This is a genomic window from Pseudomonas sp. DTU_2021_1001937_2_SI_NGA_ILE_001 (assembly GCF_032463525.1).
In the GTDB taxonomy this organism is placed as follows: Bacteria; Pseudomonadota; Gammaproteobacteria; order Pseudomonadales; family Pseudomonadaceae; genus Aquipseudomonas.
Map to the genome: position 1 here is coordinate 1,003,343 of NZ_CP135971.1, position 19,840 is coordinate 1,023,182.

The window sequence follows — 19,840 nt, forward strand, 5'->3', positions numbered from 1 at the left end:
CCTGCAAGGCGGCAATCAGGTCGTCAGCAGGCACATCCAGCTCAAGGGTCTCCCAGGCCAGCGGCGCCTGCCGCCAGACCACTTGCAGCGGCTGCGACAGCCCTTGCCAGTGCACACTGGTGCGCAGGATGTCGTGGCGCTCGATGACCGCCTGCAGTGCCTGGGCGAAGGCCTGCAGCCGCGCCTGTTCGGCAAAGCGGAAAGTGGCCTGCAGCACGTAGGGGTCACTGCCTTCGGCGCTGAGGTGGTGGTAAAGAATGCCCTCCTGCAGCGGTGCCAGCGGGTAGATGTCCTGAATGTTCGCCGCGCCGCCCGGCACCTGGGCGGTGATGCGGTCGATCTCGACCTGTTGCAGCTCCACCAGCGGCAGCAGTTCCGGGGTGATCTGCGTGCAGCCGGCGGGAATCAGGTTCTCCGGCACCTTGATGTCGGTGTTCTCACCTACGGCGGCCGCCAACGCGGCCAGGCTCGGCTGGCTGAACAGCACACGCACATCGGCACTCAGGCCTTGCTCGCGCATGCGCTCGACCAGGCTCACCGCCAGCAGCGAATGACCGCCCAGCTCGAAGAAGTTGTCATGCCGACCCACCTGTTCCACGCCCAGCAGGTTCTGCCAGATCGTCGCCAGGGTGCGTTCGGTGTCGGTCTGCGGCGCTTCATAGACGCGGCTCAGCAGTGCGCTGGCATCCGGGGCTGGCAGGGCCTTGCGGTCCAGCTTGCCGTTGGCGGTCAGTGGCAGGCTGTCCAGCTGCACATAGGCACTGGGCACCATGTACTCCGGCAGCTCGCCCTGCAGATGATCGCGCAAAGCTTCGATGGCCAGCGGGCTGGCTGCTGTGAAGTAGGCCACCAGGCGTTTATCACCTGGGCTGTCTTCACGCAGCAGCACGGCATTGGCCTCGATGCCGTCGAACTTGGCCAGGGACGCTTCGATCTCGCCCAGCTCGATACGGAAACCGCGCAGCTTGACCTGGCTGTCGTTTCGTCCCAGGTATTCCAGGTTGCCGTCCGCCAGCCAGCGTACCAGGTCGCCGGTACGGTACAGGCGACCCAGTTCGGCGTGCTGGATGAAGCGCTCGGCGGTCAGCTCCGGCTGGTTGAGATATTCCACAGCCAGACCATCACCACCGATGTACAGCTCACCCGCCACGCCCAGCGGTGCCAGTTGCTGCTGGGCATCCAGGACGTAGAGCTGGGTATTGGCCAGCGGCCGACCAATCGGCACGCTGCCCTGCCCGGCTTCGCGAATTTCATAAGTGCTGGAGAAGGTCGTGGCTTCGGTCGGACCGTAGCCGTTGAGCAGGTGCTGCGGTGCGCCATGCTGGAGCACCCCGGCGATCACCGCCGGATCCAGTACGTCACCACCGACGATCAGATAGCGCAGGCGGCTGAACGCGCCGTACAGGCTGGCCGCATATTGATGGAACAGCCCCGCCGTCATCCACAGGACGCTGACCGCCTGCTCGTTGAGCAAGGCCGCAAAGCGGCTGCGATCCAGCAGCACATTCTGCTCCACCACTACCACGACGCCGCCATTGAGCAGCGGCGCCCAGACTTCCAGGGTGCTGGCGTCGAAGGCCGGGTTGGCGGCGAAGGCCACGCGGTCATTAGCGTTGAATTCGGCGTAGCCGTTGTTCAGCACCAAGCGGGCAACGGCGCGATGCGGCACCACCACGCCTTTGGGCTGGCCGGTGGAACCGGAGGTGTACATCACGTAGGCCGCCATATCGGCGGTCTGCCCCAGGCCGGGGTTATGGGTCGGTTGCGCCGAAAGGTCCAGCGCATCCACGGCCAGCCACTGACGCGCCAGGGACAGTCGCTGGTCGGCATAGCCCAGCACGCAGGCGGCGTCGCAGTCTTCCAGCATGAACAGCTGGCGCTCCACCGGTGCATGCACGTCCAGCGGCACATAGGCCGCCGCGCACTTGAGCACCGCCAGTTGTGCGACCAGCAGGTCTGCCGAGCGCGGCAGCAGCAGTGCAACCTTGCTGCCTGGAACGACGCCTTGGCTGATCAAGTGATGGGCCAACCGGTTGGCGCGGCTGTTGAGTTGCGCGTAGCTCAGCTGGGCCATGCCGTCGATGACCGCAAGGGCTTCCGGGTTGCTCTGCGCCTGAATCTCGAACAGGCGCTGCAAGCTCTGCTCACGTGGGTAGTCGCTGGCTTCGGGGTTGAAGCCCAGGACCTGTTCACGTTCAGCGTTTGCCAGCACCGATACACCGTGCAGCGGGGTCTTCAGGTTGTGCTCCAGCCCCTGGGCCAGGCCCTGCAGCGCGTTGCGCATGTGTTCGGCAACCCGCTGCGCCGCCACGCCCGGCGCGGCCAGCACGCTGAGGGCGAAGGTGTCGCCGAGGTCGTCGACCGACAGGGTCAACGGATAATGGGTGCGCTCTTGCGCCGCCACGGCTTCGATCCCTTCCCAGACCGGATGGGCGCCCGCCTGTGCGGCGTCGGCGCTGTGGCGGTAGTTGAGCAGCGCGCTGAACAGCGGAGTCGGAGCGGCCACGCCGCTGCAGCGCTGGGCCAGGGCCAGTGGCGCATGCTCATGGGCCAGCAGCTCGCTCAAGTTGGCATGGGTGTGCTTCACCGCTTCGGCCAACGGCCTGTCACCGACCGCGACACGCAATGGCAAGGTATTGATGAACATACCCAAGGCTCGATCACTGCCCTGCCCGCCGCTCAGACGACCAAGCAGTACGGTGCCGAACACCACGTCATCACGCCCGCTCGCCGCGCCCAGCACCCTGGCCCAGGCCAGGTGGTGCAGGCTCGCCACACTCACGCCCAGGCGCCGAGCCTGGGTGCGCAGGCGCTGGCTCAGCGCCGGGCTCAGGGCCAGGCGATGCTCGCTGAGGTCCTGGCCGTCGTGCTGCGCCAGGCCATACGGCAGGGTCGGTTCATCGACGCTGCCCAGCTGGGCCCGGAAGAATGCCTCATGTGCTTGATCACTCACGCCCAGACGTGCCTGGACCACGTAATTGCGGTACGGCACCGGCGCGCCCAGTGTGTCGCCCTGGCCTTGCAGCAGCGCCTGGATTTCCTGGGTGATGGTTTTCAGCGCCGTATGGTCCAGTGCCAGGTGATGGAATTGCAGCAGGGCCTGCCAGCGCTGGCCGCTGCCCAGCGGTGCGCACAACAGGCGCAGTTGCGGGGCCTGGCCGAGGTCGAAGCTGGCAGCAGCACACGGGATCTGACCTTGTTCGTCAGTGGCCACGGCTTGCAGTTGCAAGCTTGCCTGGCGCCAAACCACTTGCACAGGAACGGCCAGGCCCTGCCAGTGCACGCTGCTGCGCAGCATGTCGTGGCGGTCGATCACCTGTTGCAGGGCCTGGGCGAATGCATTCAGGCGTTCGTGGCTGTCGAATTCGAAGGCCGCCTGACGCGCATAGGGGTCGTCCTGCTCGGCGCTCAGGTGGTGGTAAAGGATGCCTTCCTGCAGCGGCGCCAGGGGGTAAATGTCCTGGACATTGGCTGCGCCGCCCGGAATCTCGGCCACGATACGGTCGATCTCGGCCTGTTGCAGGCTCACCAAAGGCAGCAGGTCCGGGGTGATGCGCGTGCAGCCTTCAGGAATCAGGTTGTCCGGCACCTGCACGTCGTGGCTGCCGCCCACCGCAGCGGCCAGCGCCGCCAGGGTTGGCTGGCTGAACAGCACACGCACATCGGCGCTCAGGCCCTGCTCACGCAGACGCTCCACCAGGCTCACCGCCAGCAGCGAGTGACCGCCCAGTTCGAAGAAGTTGTCGTGACGGCCAACCTGCTCGACACCCAGCAGGGTCTGCCAGATCGTCGCCAGGGTGCGTTCGGTGTCGGTCTGTGGCGCTTCATAGCCCCGGCTGACCAGCGCATCGGCACCCGGCACTGGCAGCGCCTTGCGGTCGAGTTTGCCGTTCGGCGTGAGCGGCAGCGCGTCCAGATATACATAAGCCGCCGGGACCATGTATTCCGGTAGTTGCCCTTGCAGGTTTTCACGCAGGCTCTGGATATCCAGTTGCTCGGCACCGCTGTAGTACGCCACCAGGCGCAGGTCGCCCGGCACGTCTTCACGGGCCATGACCACCGCGTCCTGAACGCCTTGGCAAGCGGCCAGGCGCGCTTCGATTTCGCCCAGCTCGATGCGGAAGCCGCGGATCTTCACCTGATCGTCGTTACGGCCCAGGTATTCCAGGTTGCCGTCCGGCAGCCAGCGCGCCAGGTCGCCGGTGCGATACAGGCGACCGAACTCGGCATCTTCGATAAAGCGTTCGGCGGTGAGGTCATCGCGATTCAAATAGCCGCGGGCCACACCGGCACCACCGATGTACAGCTCACCGGCCACACCCAGCGGCACCGGCTGGCGGTGTTCGTCGAGCAGGTAGAACTGGGTATTGCCTACGGGCTTACCAATGTGCGGCGCAAAGCCATCGGCGCGATCCATGGCCACCCAGCTGGAATAGGTGGTGGTTTCCGAAGGACCGTAGAGGTTGCACAGGCGCTGCACCGAAGTCTCGGCGAAGAGTTTCTCGACCAGCGCGCCCTTCAGCGCTTCACCGGCGACGTTCACCGTGTGCACCCCGTCGTTCAGCCCACCGGACTCCAGCAGCGCCTTCAGCGCCGACGGCACGGTGTTGATCAGGCTGACATTGGCCTCCCGCGCCGCCAGGGCGTTTTCCACCACATGCACGCAACCACCGCTGGTCAGCGGCGCAAAGCACTCGTACACCGCCAGGTCGAAGTTCAGCGAGGTGGAGAACAGCGTGTTCTTCAGCACTTCGGCTTCAAACGCCTGCTGTGCCCAGGTGAGGAAGTTCACCGCGTTGCGGTGCTCGATCATCACCCCTTTCGGCAAGCCGGTGGAGCCAGAGGTGTAGATCAGATAAGCCAAGTTGGACGAGGTCAGGCCCGGCACCACCAGGTTGCCCAGACCTTCACCTGCCGCCCAGTCGAAGGCATCCAGATTGACCACGGCACGCTCACCGAGCAGCGCCAGGGTCGCGTCCTGGCCAATCACCGCGGCTGGCTCGCTGTCCTGCAGCATGTAGGCGATACGTTCCGCCGGGTAATTCGGGTCCAGCGGCACATAGGCGCCGCCGGCCTTGAGCACGGCGAGCATCGCCACCAGCATCGAAGTACCGCGCTGCAGGCAGATGCCCACCCGTGCATCCGGCACCACGCCCTGGGCAATCAGGTGCTGGGCCAGGGCATTGGCGCGGTTGTTGAGTTCGGCATAGCTGAGTACCGTGTCGCCATGCGCCACCGCTGGCGCGTTCGGCGTCCGCGCCGCCTGGGCTTCGAACAGCCCCGGCAGGGTCTGCTGCTCGGGATAGCTCATGACCGTGGCATTGAACTGTTCGAACAGCAGGTGCCGTTGCTCGGCCGGCAGCACCGGCAGCGCCCGCAGAGGCACCTGGGTGCCCTGCTCCAATGCTTCGACCAGCGCTTCCAGTACCGTCAGTACCTGTTCCAACACGCTTTGCGCGTCGATGCGTGGCTCGACCTGTACGGTCAGCTCGAAGGACTCGCCCCGGTCATCCACCGACAGGGTCAGCGGGTAATGCGTGCGCTCGTGCGCTTGCAATACCTCGATGCCGTGCCAGGCCGACGCCAAGGCCAGGTGGTCGGTGCTGTGCCGATAGTTGAGCAGTGCGCTGAACAACGGTGCCGGGGCGGCCACGCCGCTACAGCGCTGGGCCAGGGCCAGTGGTGCATGCTCGTGAATCAGCAGTTCGCTGAGGTTGGCATGGGTGGTCTTCAATGCCGCAGCCAGTGGCATGTCGGCCACCTTGATGCGCAGCGGCAGGGTGTTGATGAACATGCCCAGGGCCCGGTCGCTGCCCTGCCCACCATTGAGGCGGCCCAGCAGTACGGTGCCGAACACCACGTCATCACGGCCGCTGGCGGCGCCCACGACCCGCGCCCAGGCCAGGTGGTGCAGGCTCGCCGCACTCACACCGAGGCGCCGTGCCTCGCGGCGCAGGCGATGGCTCAAGCCTGGCAGCAATGCCTGGCGATGTTCGCTCGGCTCCTGGTTGTCACTCTGCACCAGACCGTACGGCAAGGTCGGTTCGTCGACGTCCCCCAACTGCGCTCGGAAGAACGCCTCGTGGGTTTCGTCGCTGACACCCAGGCGGGCCTGGGCCACGTAATTGCGGTACGGCATCGGCGTAGCCAGGGTGTCGCCAAGGCCTTGCAGCAGCGCCTGCATTTCGTTGCTCACCTCCGCCAGGGCGGTGTGGTCCAGCGCCAGGTGGTGGAAGCGCAGCAGCGCGACCCAACCCTGGCGGCCTGCAGCGTCGATCCCGGCTCGGGCACAGGCCAGGTGCATCAGCGGCGCCAGGGTCAGGTCCAGGTACTGCTGCTCAGTGCTGTAACGAGCCCGCAAGGCGGCCACCGGGTCGCCGTCGGGCTGATCCAGTTCAACGATTTCCGTGGCCAGCGGCGCCTGGCGCCAGACCACTTGCACGGGTTGTGGCAGCGCCTGCCAATGCACGCTGGTGCGCAGAATGTCGTGGCGATCAATCACCGCTTGCAGCGCCTGAACAAAGGCTTCCAGCCGTGCGTGATCGTCGAAGCGGAAGGTGGCCTGCAACACATAGGGGTCGCCCGCCTTGGCGCTCAGGTGATGGTAGAGAATGCCCTCCTGCAGCGGTGCCAGCGGGTAGATGTCCTGAATGTTCGCCGCGCCGCCCGGAATCTGCGCGCTGATGTGATCGATCTCGGCCTGCTGCAGCGTTACCAGCGGCAGCAGCTGCGGAGTGATCCGGGTACAACCGGCGGGAATCAGATTCGCCGGCACCTCGAGGTCGGTGCTTTCACCCACGGCAGCGGCCAGCGCCGCCAGGGTTGGCTGGCTGAACAGCACACGCACATCGGCGCTCAGACCCTGCTCACGCAGGCGCTCGACCAGGCTCACCGCCAGCAGCGAGTGGCCGCCCAGCTCGAAGAAGTTATCGTGACGACCAACCTGCTCGACACCCAGCAGGGTCTGCCAGATGCTAGCCAGGGTGCGTTCGGTGTCGGTCTGTGGCGCCTCATAGCCCCGGCTGATCAGCGCATCGGCACCCGGCACCGGCAGGGCCTTGCGGTCCAGCTTGCCGTTAGGGGTCAGTGGCAAGGCTGCCAGGTACACATAAGCCGCCGGAACCATGTACTCCGGCAACTGGCCTTGCAAGTGTTCACGCAGGCTCTGGATATCCAGTTGCTCGGCAGCGGTGTAGTACGCCACCAGGCGCAGATCGCCCGGCACGTCTTCACGGGCCATGACCACGGCATCCTGAACACCGTCACAAGCGGCCAGGCGCGCTTCGATCTCGCCCAGCTCGATACGGAAACCACGGATCTTCACCTGGTCGTCGTTACGCCCCAGGTATTCCAGGTTGCCGTCCGGCAGCCAGCGCGCCAGGTCGCCGGTGCGATACATCCGCGCGCCCGGCTCGCTGCTGAACGGGTCGGCGAGGAAGCGTTCGGCGGTCAGGTCGTCGCGGTTCAGGTAACCCCGCGCCACACCGGCACCGCCGATATACAGCTCACCCGGCACGCCCAGCGGCACCGGCTGGCGGTGTTCGTCGAGCAGGTAGAACTGGGTATTGCCTACGGGTTTACCAATGTGCGGCGCAAAGCCATCGGCGCGGTCCATGGCCACCCAGCTGGAATAGGTGGTGGTTTCCGAAGGACCGTAGAGGTTGCACAGGCGCTGCACCGAAGTCTCGGCGAAGAGTTTCTCGACCAGCGAGCCTTTCAGAGCTTCACCGGCGACGTTGACGGTATGCACGCCTTCGTTCAGGCCGCCGGATTCCAGCAAGGCTTTAAGTGCAGAGGGTACGGTGTTGATCAGGCTGACATTCGCCTCCCGCGCCGCCAGAGCGTTTTCCACCACATGCACGCAGCCACCGCTGGTCAGCGGCGCGAAGCACTCATAGACCGCCAGGTCGAAGTTCAGCGAGGTGGAGAACAACGTGTTCTGCAGCACCTCAGGCTCGAAGGCCTGCTGTGCCCAGGTGAGGAAGTTGACCGCGTTGCGGTGCTCGATCATCACCCCCTTCGGCAAGCCGGTGGAGCCGGAGGTGTAGATCAGGTAGGCCAGGTTCGACGAAGTCAGGCCCGGTACCACCGGGTTGCCCTGCACCTTACGGGTCCAGTCAAAGGCATCGAGGTTTACGACCGATCGGTCGCCGAGCAGCTCCAGGGTGGCGTCCTGTCCAATCACTGCCGCCGGTTCGCTGTCGGCCAGCATGTAGGCAATGCGCTCGCTCGGGTAATTCGGGTCCAGCGGCACATAGGCGCCGCCGGCCTTGAGCACGGCGAGCATCGCCACCAGCATCGAAGTACCGCGCTGCAGGCAGATGCCCACCCGTGCATCCGGCACCACGCCCTGGGCAATCAGGTGCTGGGCCAGGGCATTGGCGCGGTTGTTGAGTTCGGCATAGCTGAGTACCGTGTCGCCATGCGCCACCGCTGGCGCGTTCGGCGTCCGCGCCGCCTGGGCTTCGAACAGCCCCGGCAGGGTCTGCTGCTCGGGATAGCTCATGACCGTGGCGTTGAACTGCTCGAACAGCCTGTGCCGTTGCTCGGCCGGCAGCACCGACAGCATCTGCAATGGCTGTCGCGAGCCTTGTTCCAGCGCTTCGACCAGGCCTTGCAGTGCGGTGAGCATGTGTCCGAGAACGTGCTGGGCACCCACCTGGGCCTCGACCTGAACGCTCAGCTCGAAAGCTTCGCCGAGGTCATCCACGGCCAGCGTCAGTGGGTAATGGGTGTGTTCCTCGGTGGCCAGGATCTCGATGCCTTGCCAGCCAGCGGCGTCGGCCATGGCCTCGGCCGAGCTGTGGCGATAGTTGAGCAGCGCGCTGAACAGCGGCGTCGGTGCAGCTACGCCGCTGCAGCGCTGGGCCAGGGCCAGTGGCGCATGCTCATGAGCCAGCAGCTCGCTCAAGTTGGCATGGGTGGTCTTCACCGCCTCGGCCAGAGCGACCTCGGCCACGTTGACGCGCAGTGGCAAGGTGTTGATGAACATGCCCAGGGCCCGGTCACTGCCCTGCCCGCCGCTCAGGCGACCAAGCAGTACGGTGCCGAACACCACATCATCACGCCCGCTCGCCGCGCCCAGCACCCTGGCCCAGGCCAGGTGGTGCAGGCTCGCCACACTGACGCCCAGGCGACGTGCCTGGGTCCGCAGACGCAGGCTCAAGCTCTCCGCAAGCCGGGTGCGTTGCTCATCGACAGGTTGGCCCAGGTCGCCACGCGGGACCAGGCCATACGGCAGGCTTGGCTCGGCGAGCGTACCCAGTTGCGCGCGGAAGAAGGCTTCGTGGGCGTCTGCACTCAGCCCCTGACGGGCCTGGGCCACGTAGTTGCGATACGGCACCGGCTGGCTCAAGGCCTGGCCGTGGCCCAGCAGCAGCACCTGCATCTCCTGGTTCACGACCTCAAGGGCAGCATGGTCCAGTACCACATGGTGGAAGCGCAGTACCGCCAGCCAACGCTGATTGGCCTTGTCCTCGGCGTGCACCAGGCGCAGCAACGGCGCCTGGGTCAGGTCGAGGCGTTGCTGACGCGCCAGCAGGCTGGCGGCGACATCCGTCTCGTCGGCGACCAGCGGCGCTGGCTCGACGCTCAGCGCGGCCTGGCGCCAGACCACCTGCACAGGTGCCGAGAGGCCTTCCCAGGCCAGCGAGGTACGCAGCACATCGTGGCGGTCGACGACCTGTTGCAGGGCCTGGGCGAACGCTTGCAAGCGTGCCTGCCCATCGAAAGCGAAAACCGCCTGCAGCACATAGGGGTCACCCTGTTGCGCACTGAGGTGGTGGTAAAGAATGCCCTCCTGTAGCGGCGCCAGGGGGTAGATGTCCTGGACATTGGCTGCGCCGCCCGGAATTACGGCCACGATACGGTCGATCTCGGCCTGTTGCAGGTTCACCAAAGGCAGCAGCTCCGGGGTGATACGCGTGCAGCCGGCGGGAATCAGGTTGTCCGGCACCTTGATGTCGGTGCTCTCACCTACAGCGGCCGCCAGCGCGGCCAGGCTCGGCTGGCTGAACAGCACGCGCACATCGGCACTCAGGCCCTGCTCACGCATACGCTCGACCAGGCTCACCGCCAGCAGCGAGTGGCCGCCCAGTTCGAAGAAGTTGTCGTGGCGGCCGACCTGCTCAACACCCAGCAGGGTCTGCCAGATGCTGGCCAGGGTGCGTTCAGTCTCGGTCTGTGGCGCTTCATAGCCACGGCTGATAACTGCATCGGCACCGGGCACCGGCAGGGCCTTGCGGTCCAGCTTGCCGTTGGGGGTCAGTGGCAAGGCTGTCAGGTACACATAGGCCGCCGGGACCATATACTCCGGCAGTTGCCCTTGCAGGTGCTCACGCAGGTCCTGGATATCCAGTTGCTCGGCACCGGTGTAGTACGCCACCAGGCGCAGATCGCCCGGCACGTCTTCACGGGCCATGACCACCGCATCCTGAACACCGCCGAAAGCGGCCAGGCGCGCTTCGATCTCGCCTAGCTCGATACGGAAACCACGGATCTTCACCTGGTCGTCGTTACGCCCCAGGTATTCCAGGTTGCCATCGGGCAACCAGCGCGCCAGGTCGCCGGTGCGGTACAGGCGTGCACCCGGTTCGCTGCTGAACGGGTCGGCGAGGAAACGCTCGGCGGTCAGGTCATCGCGATTCAAATAGCCACGCGCCACACCGGCACCACCGATGTACAACTCGCCCGGCACGCCCAACGGCACCGGCTGACGATGTGCGTCGAGCAGGTAGAACTGGGTATTACCTACAGGCTTGCCGATATGCGCGGCAAAGCCATCGGCACGCTCCATGGCCACCCAGCTGGAATAGGTGGTGGTTTCTGACGGGCCATAGAGGTTGCACAGCCGCTGCACCGAGGTCTCGGCGAAGAGTTTCTCGACCAGCGCGCCTTTGAGGGCTTCACCGGCGACGTTCACCGTGTGCACCCCTTCGTTCAGCCCACCGGATTCCAGCAAGGCTTTAAGTGCAGAGGGTACGGTGTTGATCAGGCTGACATTCGCCTCGCGTGCCACCAGGGCATTCTCGACCACATGCACGCAACCACCGGTGGTCAGCGGCGCAAAGCACTCATACACCGCCAGGTCGAAGTTCAGCGAGGTGGAGAACAGCGTGTTCTGCAGCACCTCAGGCTCGAAGGCCTGCTGTGCCCAGGTCAGGAAGTTGACCGCGTTGCGGTGTTCGATCATCACCCCCTTCGGCAGGCCGGTGGAGCCGGAGGTGTAGATCAGGTAGGCCAGGTTGGACGAGGTCAGACCCGCCACGACGGGGTTGCCCAGACCTTCGCCTGTAGTCCAATCGAAGCCATCCAGATTTACGACCGACCGGTCGCCGAGCAGCTCAAGAGTGGCGTCCTGGCCAAGCACTGCCGCCGGCTCGCTGTCCTGCAGCATGTAGGCGATACGTTCCGCCGGGTAATTCGGGTCCAGCGGCACATAGGCGCCGCCGGCCTTGAGCACGGCGAGCATGGCCACCAGCATCGAGGCGCCGCGTTGCAGGCAGATGCCCACGCGGGCATCCGGCACCACGCCCTGGGCAATCAGGTGCTGGGCCAGGGCATTGGCGCGGGCGTTGAGTTCGGCGTAGCTGAGCACGGTTGAGTCATGCGCCACGGCCGATGCCGTCGGTGTGCGGGCTGCCTGGGCTTCGAACAGACCGTGCAGGGTCTGCTGCGCCGGGTAGTTCATCGCCGTGGCGTTGAACGCTTCGAACAGCTGGCTACGCTCGGCTGGCGGCAGCACGGCGACGCTGTGCAGCGGCGCATCGGGGTGCTGCAGCGCCTCGGCCAGGCTGTGCAGTGCGGTGTGCATGTAGTCGGCGACACGCTGCGGCGACACTTGCGCCACGGTCTGCACCGTGAGCAGGAAGCCTTCACCCAGGTCATCGACCGAGAGCATGAACGGGTAATTGGTGCGTTCTTCGACATGCAACACCTGCACGCCGGCCCACTGCCGTGCGGCCTCTTCTGCCTGCTGCGGGCTGTGCCGGTAGTTGAGCAGCGCGCTGAACAGCGGCAAGGCCGCCGGAACGGCGCTGCAACGCTGTGCCAGCGCCAGCGGCGCGTGTTCGTGACCCAGCAAGGCGGTCAACCGCGCATGGGTGTCGGCCAGGGCCTGGCGTACCGTCACCTCACCCAGCGCCACGCGCAGTGGCAAGGTATTGATGAACATGCCCAGGGCGCGCTCGGCGCCCTGCCCGCTGTGCATACGGCCCAGCAGCACGGTGCCGAACACCACGTCGTCACGCCCGGCCAGCGCGCCCAGCACCTGGGCCCAGGCCAGGTGATGCAGGCTGGCAGGGCTTACCCCGTATTGGCGTGCCAGGTCGCGCAGGCGCAGGCTCAGCGCGGCCGGCAGCTGAAGCTGGTGCTCCAGCACGCCCTGGCCGTCTCCCTGCACCTGTTGCAGGTCCAGCGGCAAGGTGGGTGTTTCGACATCGCTGAGCATCTCGGTGAAGAACGCCTCATGGCGTGCCTGGCTGACCCCCAGGCGCGCCTGCGCCACGTACTGCCGGTACGGCACCGGCTCGGCCAGGCTGTGTGGCTGCCCGGCCAGCAGCGCCTGCATTTCTTCCTGCATCACCTCCAGTGCCACGTGGTCCATGACGATGTGGTGGAACAGCAGCACCGCCACCCAGCGCTGGTTCGCGGCATCCTCGGCGCACACCAGGCGCATCAGCGGCGCCTGGCGCAGATCCAGACGGCACTGGCGCGGGTCATACAACGCCTGCAATTGCTCGATGACCGGCCCTTGCGCGGCGTCCAGGGCCAGTGTTTCAACGCTCAGCGGTGCATCCCGCAGCACCACCTGCAGCGGCTGCGGCAGGCCCTCCCAGGCCAGTGCGGTGCGCAGGATGTCGTGGCGCTCGATGACCCTGTGCAGCGCCTCGACAAAGGCGTCGAACTGCTCGCGACTGCCTACGGCGAAACTGGCCTGCAACAGATAGGGGTCGCCCTGCCCGGCGCGCAGGTGGTGGTACAGAATGCCTTCCTGCAGCGGCGCCAGTGGGTAGATGTCCTGAATGTTCGACGCCCCGCCAGGCACCTGCCCGGCCAGCGTATCCAGGTGCTCCTGGTTCAGTTCGACCAGTGCCAGCATGTCCGGGGTGATGCGTGTGCAAACAGCAGGAATGCGATTGTCTGGTACCTGCAGTGTCGGGTCGTCACGGCCCACCGCGGCGGCCAGTGCGGCGAGGGTCGGCTGGCTGAACAGCACCCGTACGTCGGCCTGCAGGCCCATGGAACGCAGGCGCTCGATCAGGCGCACCGCCAGCAGCGAGTGGCCGCCCAGGGCGAAGAAGTGATCATGGCGGCCGACCTTGGCCACGCCAAGCAACTCGCTCCACAGTGCCGCCAGCGTAGTCTCCAGCTCGCCTTGCGGTGCCTCGTAGGCCTGGCTGGCAAAAGCGTCTTCGCCTGGCGCCGGCAGCGCGCGGCGGTCGAGCTTGCCGTTGGCCGAGACCGGCATGGCAGCCAGCGCCACCCAGGCAGCCGGGACCATGTAGTCGGGCAACTGCGCCTGCAGGTGGGCGCGCAGCTCGTCAGCGCTGGGCGCGGCAACGCCAGGCTGTGGCGTGAACCAAGCCACCAGCCGTGGGCCGGCCTCAGCGGGCAGTGCCTTGACGGCCACGTCGCGCAGCGCCGGGTGCTCGGCCAGGCGGGTTTCCACCTCGCCCAGCTCGACACGGAAGCCGCGGATCTTCACCTGGTCGTCGTTGCGGCCCAGGTACTCGATCACCCCGTTCTGGACATAGCGGCCCAGGTCGCCGGTCTTGTACAGGCGCTGCGTCGGGTCGTCACTGAACGGGTCGGCGATGAAACGTTCGGCGGTCAGTGGCTCACGGTTCAGGTAGCCGCGCGCCAGGCAGGCGCCGCCAATATGGATTTCCCCGGCGATGCCTTCCGGCACCGGCTGGCCGCTGGCATCGAGCAGGTACAGGCGGGTGTTGCCGATCGGTCGGCCAATCGGCGGCAGGCTGGGCCATTGCGCCACGTCAGCGGGCAAGGTGTAGGCGCTGGTGACGTGCGACTCGGTCGGCCCGTAGTGGTTGTGCAGGCGGCACTGCGGCAGACGCTCGAACAAGGTGCGAATCGGCGCGGTAATGCGCAGCTGCTCACCGGCGGTGATCACCTCGCGCAACTGGCACGGCAAGGCCTGCAACGCCGGGTTGGCCACGAAGGCTTCGGCCAGGGCCTGCAGCGCCAGGCACGGCAGGTAGAGCCGGGCGATCTCGGCACGGCACAGGTGTTCGAACAAAGCCGGGAAATCCAGGCGCAACTCGGCCGGAATCAGCGACAGGGCAGCGCCCTGGCTCAACGCAGTGAAAATTTCCTGGAAGGCCACGTCGAAGCCCAACGCCGCGAATTGCAGCGTGGCAGGCGCATCGCCTGCGCCCTGCCCGGCCTGCCAGTGCAGCAGGTTGACCAGGGGGGCATGGGGCATGGCCACGCCTTTCGGCTGGCCGGTGGAGCCGGAGGTGTAGATCACGTAGGCCAGCGAATCGGCACGCTGGTCCAGGCGCGGCGGATTGGCCGCGCTGTAGGCGGCGAACGCCTCCAGGTCGTCGAGCAGCAGCACCGGGCAAGTGGCCTGCGCCAGGCGCGGGCGCAGCGCCGCCTGGGTCAGCAGCACCTGGGGTGCGCTGTCGCCGAGCATGTAGGTCAGGCGCTCGTCCGGGTAGTCGGGGTCCAGCGGCACGTAACCGGCGCCGGCCTTGAGGATCGCCAGCAGCCCCACGACCATCTCCGGGCCGCGCTGGCAGCAGATCGCCACGCGCTGGTCGGCACCGGCCCCCAGCTCGCGCAAGCGGTGCGCCAGCTGGTTGGCCTGGCGGTTCAGTTGTGCATAGCTCAGGTGCTGACCCTGGAAGCTCACCGCCAGGGCGTCGGGCTGGCCTGCGACCTTCGCTTCGACCAGTTCATGAACCAACTGCCCGGTGGGGTAAGCGCTGGCCGTGGCATTGAAGTCATGCAACAGACGCTGACGGCGCGTCGCCGGCAGGCAGACCAGCTCGGGCAGCGCCACCTCTACGGGCTGGTCCAATGCCTCGATCAGCGACTGCAGCGTCGCGTGCATCATCTCGACCACCTGTTCGGCGTCGATGCCCGGCACCACCTGGGCGGTGAGTTCGAAGCGGTCGCTCAGGTCGTCGACCGACATCGACACCGGATAGTGGGTGCGCTCCTGGCCATCGACCAGCACGCAACCACCCCAGCGGCGCTCGCCCTCACCGGCGGCCACCGCACCGTGGCGGTAGTTGAGCAGCGCGCTGAACAGCGGCGTCGGCGCGGCCACCCCACTGCAGCGCTGGGCCAGGGCCAGCGGCGCATGCTCATGGGCCAGCAGAGCCGCCAGGCGCTCATGGGCCTGGCGTGCTGCGCTGCGCACGCTGCTGGCGGCAGTGTCGAGGCGCAGCGGCAAGGTATTGATGAACATGCCCAAGGCGCGTTCGGCCTGCAGGCCCGCGTGCAGCCGGCCCATCAGTACGGTGCCGAACACCACGTCGTCGCGCCCGGACAGGCGCCCTACCACGATGGCCCAGGCCAGATGATGCAGGCTGGCGGCGCTGACGCCCAGCTCGCGGGCCTGACTGCGCAGGCGTCTGGCCTGCGCAGCGTCGAGGGTCAGGCTGGCCTGTGCGACGGCCTGGCCGTCGACCGGCATCTGCTCCACGCCAAACGGCAGTGTCGGTGCGTCGACATCGCCCAGGGCCGCGTGGAAGAACGCTTCCTGGGCCTGGCGGTCACTGCCCAGCAGGGTGTGCGCCACATAGTTGCGATACGGCACCGAGGCCGGCAGCAAGGCCTGGCGACCTTCCAGGTGCGCCTCGATTTCCTGGCCCAGCAGCCCCAGCGAGGTGGCGTCGTCGATCAGGTGATGGAACAGCAGCACCGCGACCCAGCCGTGGCCGGGGTCTTCGGCCAGGTGCAGCTCCAGCATGGGCGCCTGGCGCAGGTCCAGGCGCGTGTGGCTCGGATCGAGCGCGGCCTTCAGTTGGCCGGCGATGTCACCGTCGGCGGCGGCCAGCGCGTGCTCCCGCACCCGCAGCGGCGCCTGGCGCCACACCACCTGCATGGGCGTGGTCAGCCCTTCCCAGGCAATGCCGGTACGCAGAATGTCATGTCGGTCGATGACCGCTTGCAGAGCACCGAGCAAGCCATCGACCTGCTCGCGATCGGCCAGTCGCAGGGTGCCCTGCAGCAGATAGGGGTCGCCCTGGGTGCTGGCCAGGTGGTGATAGAAAATGCCTTCCTGCAGCGGCACCAGCGGGTAGATGTCCTGAATGTTCGCCGCGCCGCCCGGCACGGCCTGGGCCACGGCATCGAGTTGTGCCTGGCTCAGTTCGGCCAGGGTCAGCATGTCTGGTTGCAGGCGCGTACAGCCGGCAGGGATGCGGTTGGCCGGCACCGCGAACGGCGCACTGTCGGCCACGCGACTGGCCAGCGCAGCCAGGCTCGGCTCGGTGAACAGCGCCCGCACCTCGACGTCCAGGCCCTCGCCACGCAGGCGTTCGGCCAGTTTGACCGCCAGCAGCGAGTCGCCACCCAGCTCGAAGAAGTGGTCGTGGCGGCTGATCGACTCGATGCCCAGCAGTTCGCTCCAAATCCGCGCCAGGGTCTGCTCCAGCGCCCCTTGCGGTGCTTCGAAACCGCCGCGCACGTAAGCCTGGTCATCAGGCTCGGGCAAGGCTTTCTGGTCCAGCTTGCCGTTGCCGGTCAGCGGCAAGGCGTCGAGGGTCACGTAGGCGACCGGCAGCATGTAGTCCGCCAGGTGCTGGGCCAGTTCGGCACGCAGTTCACCCGGCACCAGTACCACCCCCGGTTCGGCCAACAGGTAGCAGACCAGGCGCTTGCCGCCCTGGCCATCGTCGCGGGCGACCACCACGGCATCGCGCACACCCTGGCAACGCGCCGCACGGGCCTGGATTTCCCCCAGTTCGATACGGAAACCGCGCACCTTGACCTGCTGGTCGTTACGCCCCAGGTAGTCGAGCGCACCGTCGTCCAGCCAGCGCGCCAGGTCACCACTGCGGTACATCCGCGCCTGTGCATCGGCGACGAACGGGTCGGCCAGAAAACGTTCGGCGTTGAGTTCCGGGCGGTTCAGATAACCGCGCGCCACCCCCGCGCCGCCCACGTACAGTTCGCCCACCTCACCCGGCGGCACAGGCTGGCCGTGCGGGTCGAGCAGGTACAGGCGCAGGTCGTCCAGGCGCCGGCCGATCGGGCTGCCGCTGCGCAGGGTGTCGGCCTGGCTCAACGGGTAGCAGGTCACGTGCACCGTGGTTTCGGTGATGCCATAGAGGTTGTACAGGTGCGTCTGGGCATTCAGCGGGCAGGCGTACCAGGGAATCAGACTGGCCGGCTCCAGCGCTTCGCCACCGAAAATCACCTGGCGCAGTGCGTGCTCGCGCGGCTGCTGGCCCTGCGCAGCGATCAACTGGCGGAAGGCGCTGGGGGTCTGGTTCAGCACCGTCACGCCGCTGTCGCACAGCAGGTCGTAGAAGTCCGCAGGCGAACGGCTGACCCACTGTGGCACCAGCAACAGGCGCCCACCGTGCAGCAGCGCACCCCAGATTTCCCATACCGAGAAGTCGAAGGCGAAGGAATGGAACAGCGCCCAGGTGTCTTGCTCGGAAAACACCAGCCACGGCGCCGCCGCGCTGAACAGGCGGGTGACGTTGCGATGTTCAACCATCACGCCCTTGGGCAGCCCGGTAGAGCCGGAGGTGTAGATCACATAGGCCAGGTGCTGCGGTTGGACATCGGCACGCTCGGGGTCGTGCTGCGGCTGCTCGGCCAACGCCGGCGCCTGCGGACCGGCAAGCCCGGGCAGGAGCAGGGCCTGCTCCGGCAGCCTGGCATGCACGCTCGGCTCGCTGATCAGCGCCCTTGGCGCGCAATCTTCCAGCATGAAGGCCAGCCGCTCAGCCGGCGCCGCCGGGTCCATGGGCACATAGCCGGCACCGGCCTTGAGCACACCCAATAAGGCGGCGAGCATCCACGGCCCGCGCTCCACGCAGACAGCCACCCGGTCATCGGGTCCTACGCCCTGCCCGATCAGGTAATGCGCCACCTGGTTGGCCTGGGCATTGAGTTGCGCGTAGCTCAGGATGCTGCCTTCATGCAGCAGCGCCACGGCGTCGGGCCGCTCGCGCACCTGGGCCTCGAACAGGCCATGCAAGGTGTGTGGGTTGCTGACGGTCGCCAGCGGCGGATTCCAGGCCTGCAACTGGCGCAGTTCGTCCGGAGTGGCGAGTTCGAAGGCCTGCACGGCCAGCGCTGGCGTCTGTAAGCCTTGCTCAAGCACATGCATGAAGCGCTCGGCCAGCCGCTCGATGTCCTGGTCGCGGAAAAACGCATGGTTGTAGATGAAGTGCAGCCACACCTCGTCGGTGTGCGGGTTGCTGCGAATGTGCAGCGCCAGGGGCGCCTGCTCATGACCATTGCTGGCCTTGATCGAATACGGGCGCGTGTCGCCGAACGCCAGCCGGTGGTCGGTCAACTCATAGGACACCGAGACGTCGAACACCTGGCCACGGCCATCGCGCAACAGACCCAGGGAGCGGTTCAGGTCGCTCAGCGCGAAGCGTTGGGCGCGGTAGTCCTGGCGCAGGGTAAGGGTAATGCCGTCGACCAGCTCGGCAAAGCTCAGCTGCGTGCCGAAACTCAGGCGAACGGCGCTGACCTGGGTGAACAGCCCCACGGTCTCGCGGAAGGTGGCGCTGGAGCGGTTGAGGACCGGCAGGCCGATGACCAGTTCGTCGCGCTGGCGGGCGCGCAGCAGGTACACATAGACCGCCGCCAGCAGCACCTGGAAGCGCGAAGCCTGGCGCGTATTGGCCAGGCTGTCGATACGTGCCAGCAGGCTGGCCGGATAGCGGCGGATCACCTGCCCGGACGTGCTGGGGCGTGCCCCGGCCAAGGGTTCGAACAGGGGTTCGGGCACCTGCCGGTACTTGTCCAGCCAGTAGGCACGGTCGCGCTCGAAGCGTCGCGAGCCACGGTAGGCGGCGTCATCTTCGATGTAGCGCAGGTAGGATGGCGCCTCGCCGGGCAGCGGCGCATCGCTGCTGTAAAGCTCGCCCAGGTCGCGCAGCAGCAAGGCGATGCCCCAGCCATCGAGCACGATGTGATGAGCCTGGACACCGAGCAACGACCGCTGCTCGCCGACTGCCACCCACTGAAGGCGCAGCAGCGAAGAGTCGTGCATCTGGAATGGCTGGCGATGATAACCCTGCAGCCAGGCCTCGGCCGCGCCCTGCGGGTCGCTTTCAGCACGCGTGTCGTGTACCTGCACCTGCACCGGCAGGTGGTCGACGAACGTCTGCGCCGGCAGGCCGTCCTCGCCCTGTCCTTCGAGCAGCACGGTGCGCAACGCCGGGTGACGCTGCACCAGCCGGTCGACCGCCCGCTGCAGCCGCTCGGGGTCGAGCAGGCCGTCGATCTCCACGTGCCCGCAAATGTTGTAGAGCGGTACCTGCGCCTGCACCGCCTGGTCCAGCCAGATGTCTTTCTGGGCCGAGGTCAAGGAGTGAAGGTGATCGAGCGAACGGAACAGATTCATGCGTGAATTCCCATAGCATCGTGGCGGCCAGGCACGTCCTCCACGGGCGGCCCTGTCCCTGTGACGGGGACTTTAATCAGCCGCTGGTAGCGGTGTATGTCACGCAAAACCCGGACAAGCTGTCCCCGGTTCGCTGCGGTGGCTGTCCGGCTTTCCGGTGACAGACAGCCAGGGGCATCGCTGCTCGAATGCCGAAACGGACGCGCATGGGGCGCGCCCTGCAGGAGGCAGGCAGATGAATGATTTCGCAGCGGGACAGTACGTGCGCCTGCG

The 19,840-nt window shown here is 66.7% G+C and carries 1 protein-coding gene (only partly in view); it reads right to left on the bottom strand.

Annotation, left to right across the window (positions count from 1 at the left end):
* On the bottom strand, window positions 1-19,567 hold the 5' portion of the coding sequence (locus RRX38_RS04170) for a non-ribosomal peptide synthase/polyketide synthase (RefSeq protein ID WP_315961657.1). Its footprint begins 9,230 nt before the window's first position; 19,567 of the gene's 28,797 nt are visible here — the first part of the coding sequence; its start codon is at window positions 19,565-19,567; its stop codon lies off the left edge, out of view.
* Window positions 19,568-19,840 lie beyond the last annotated feature (273 nt).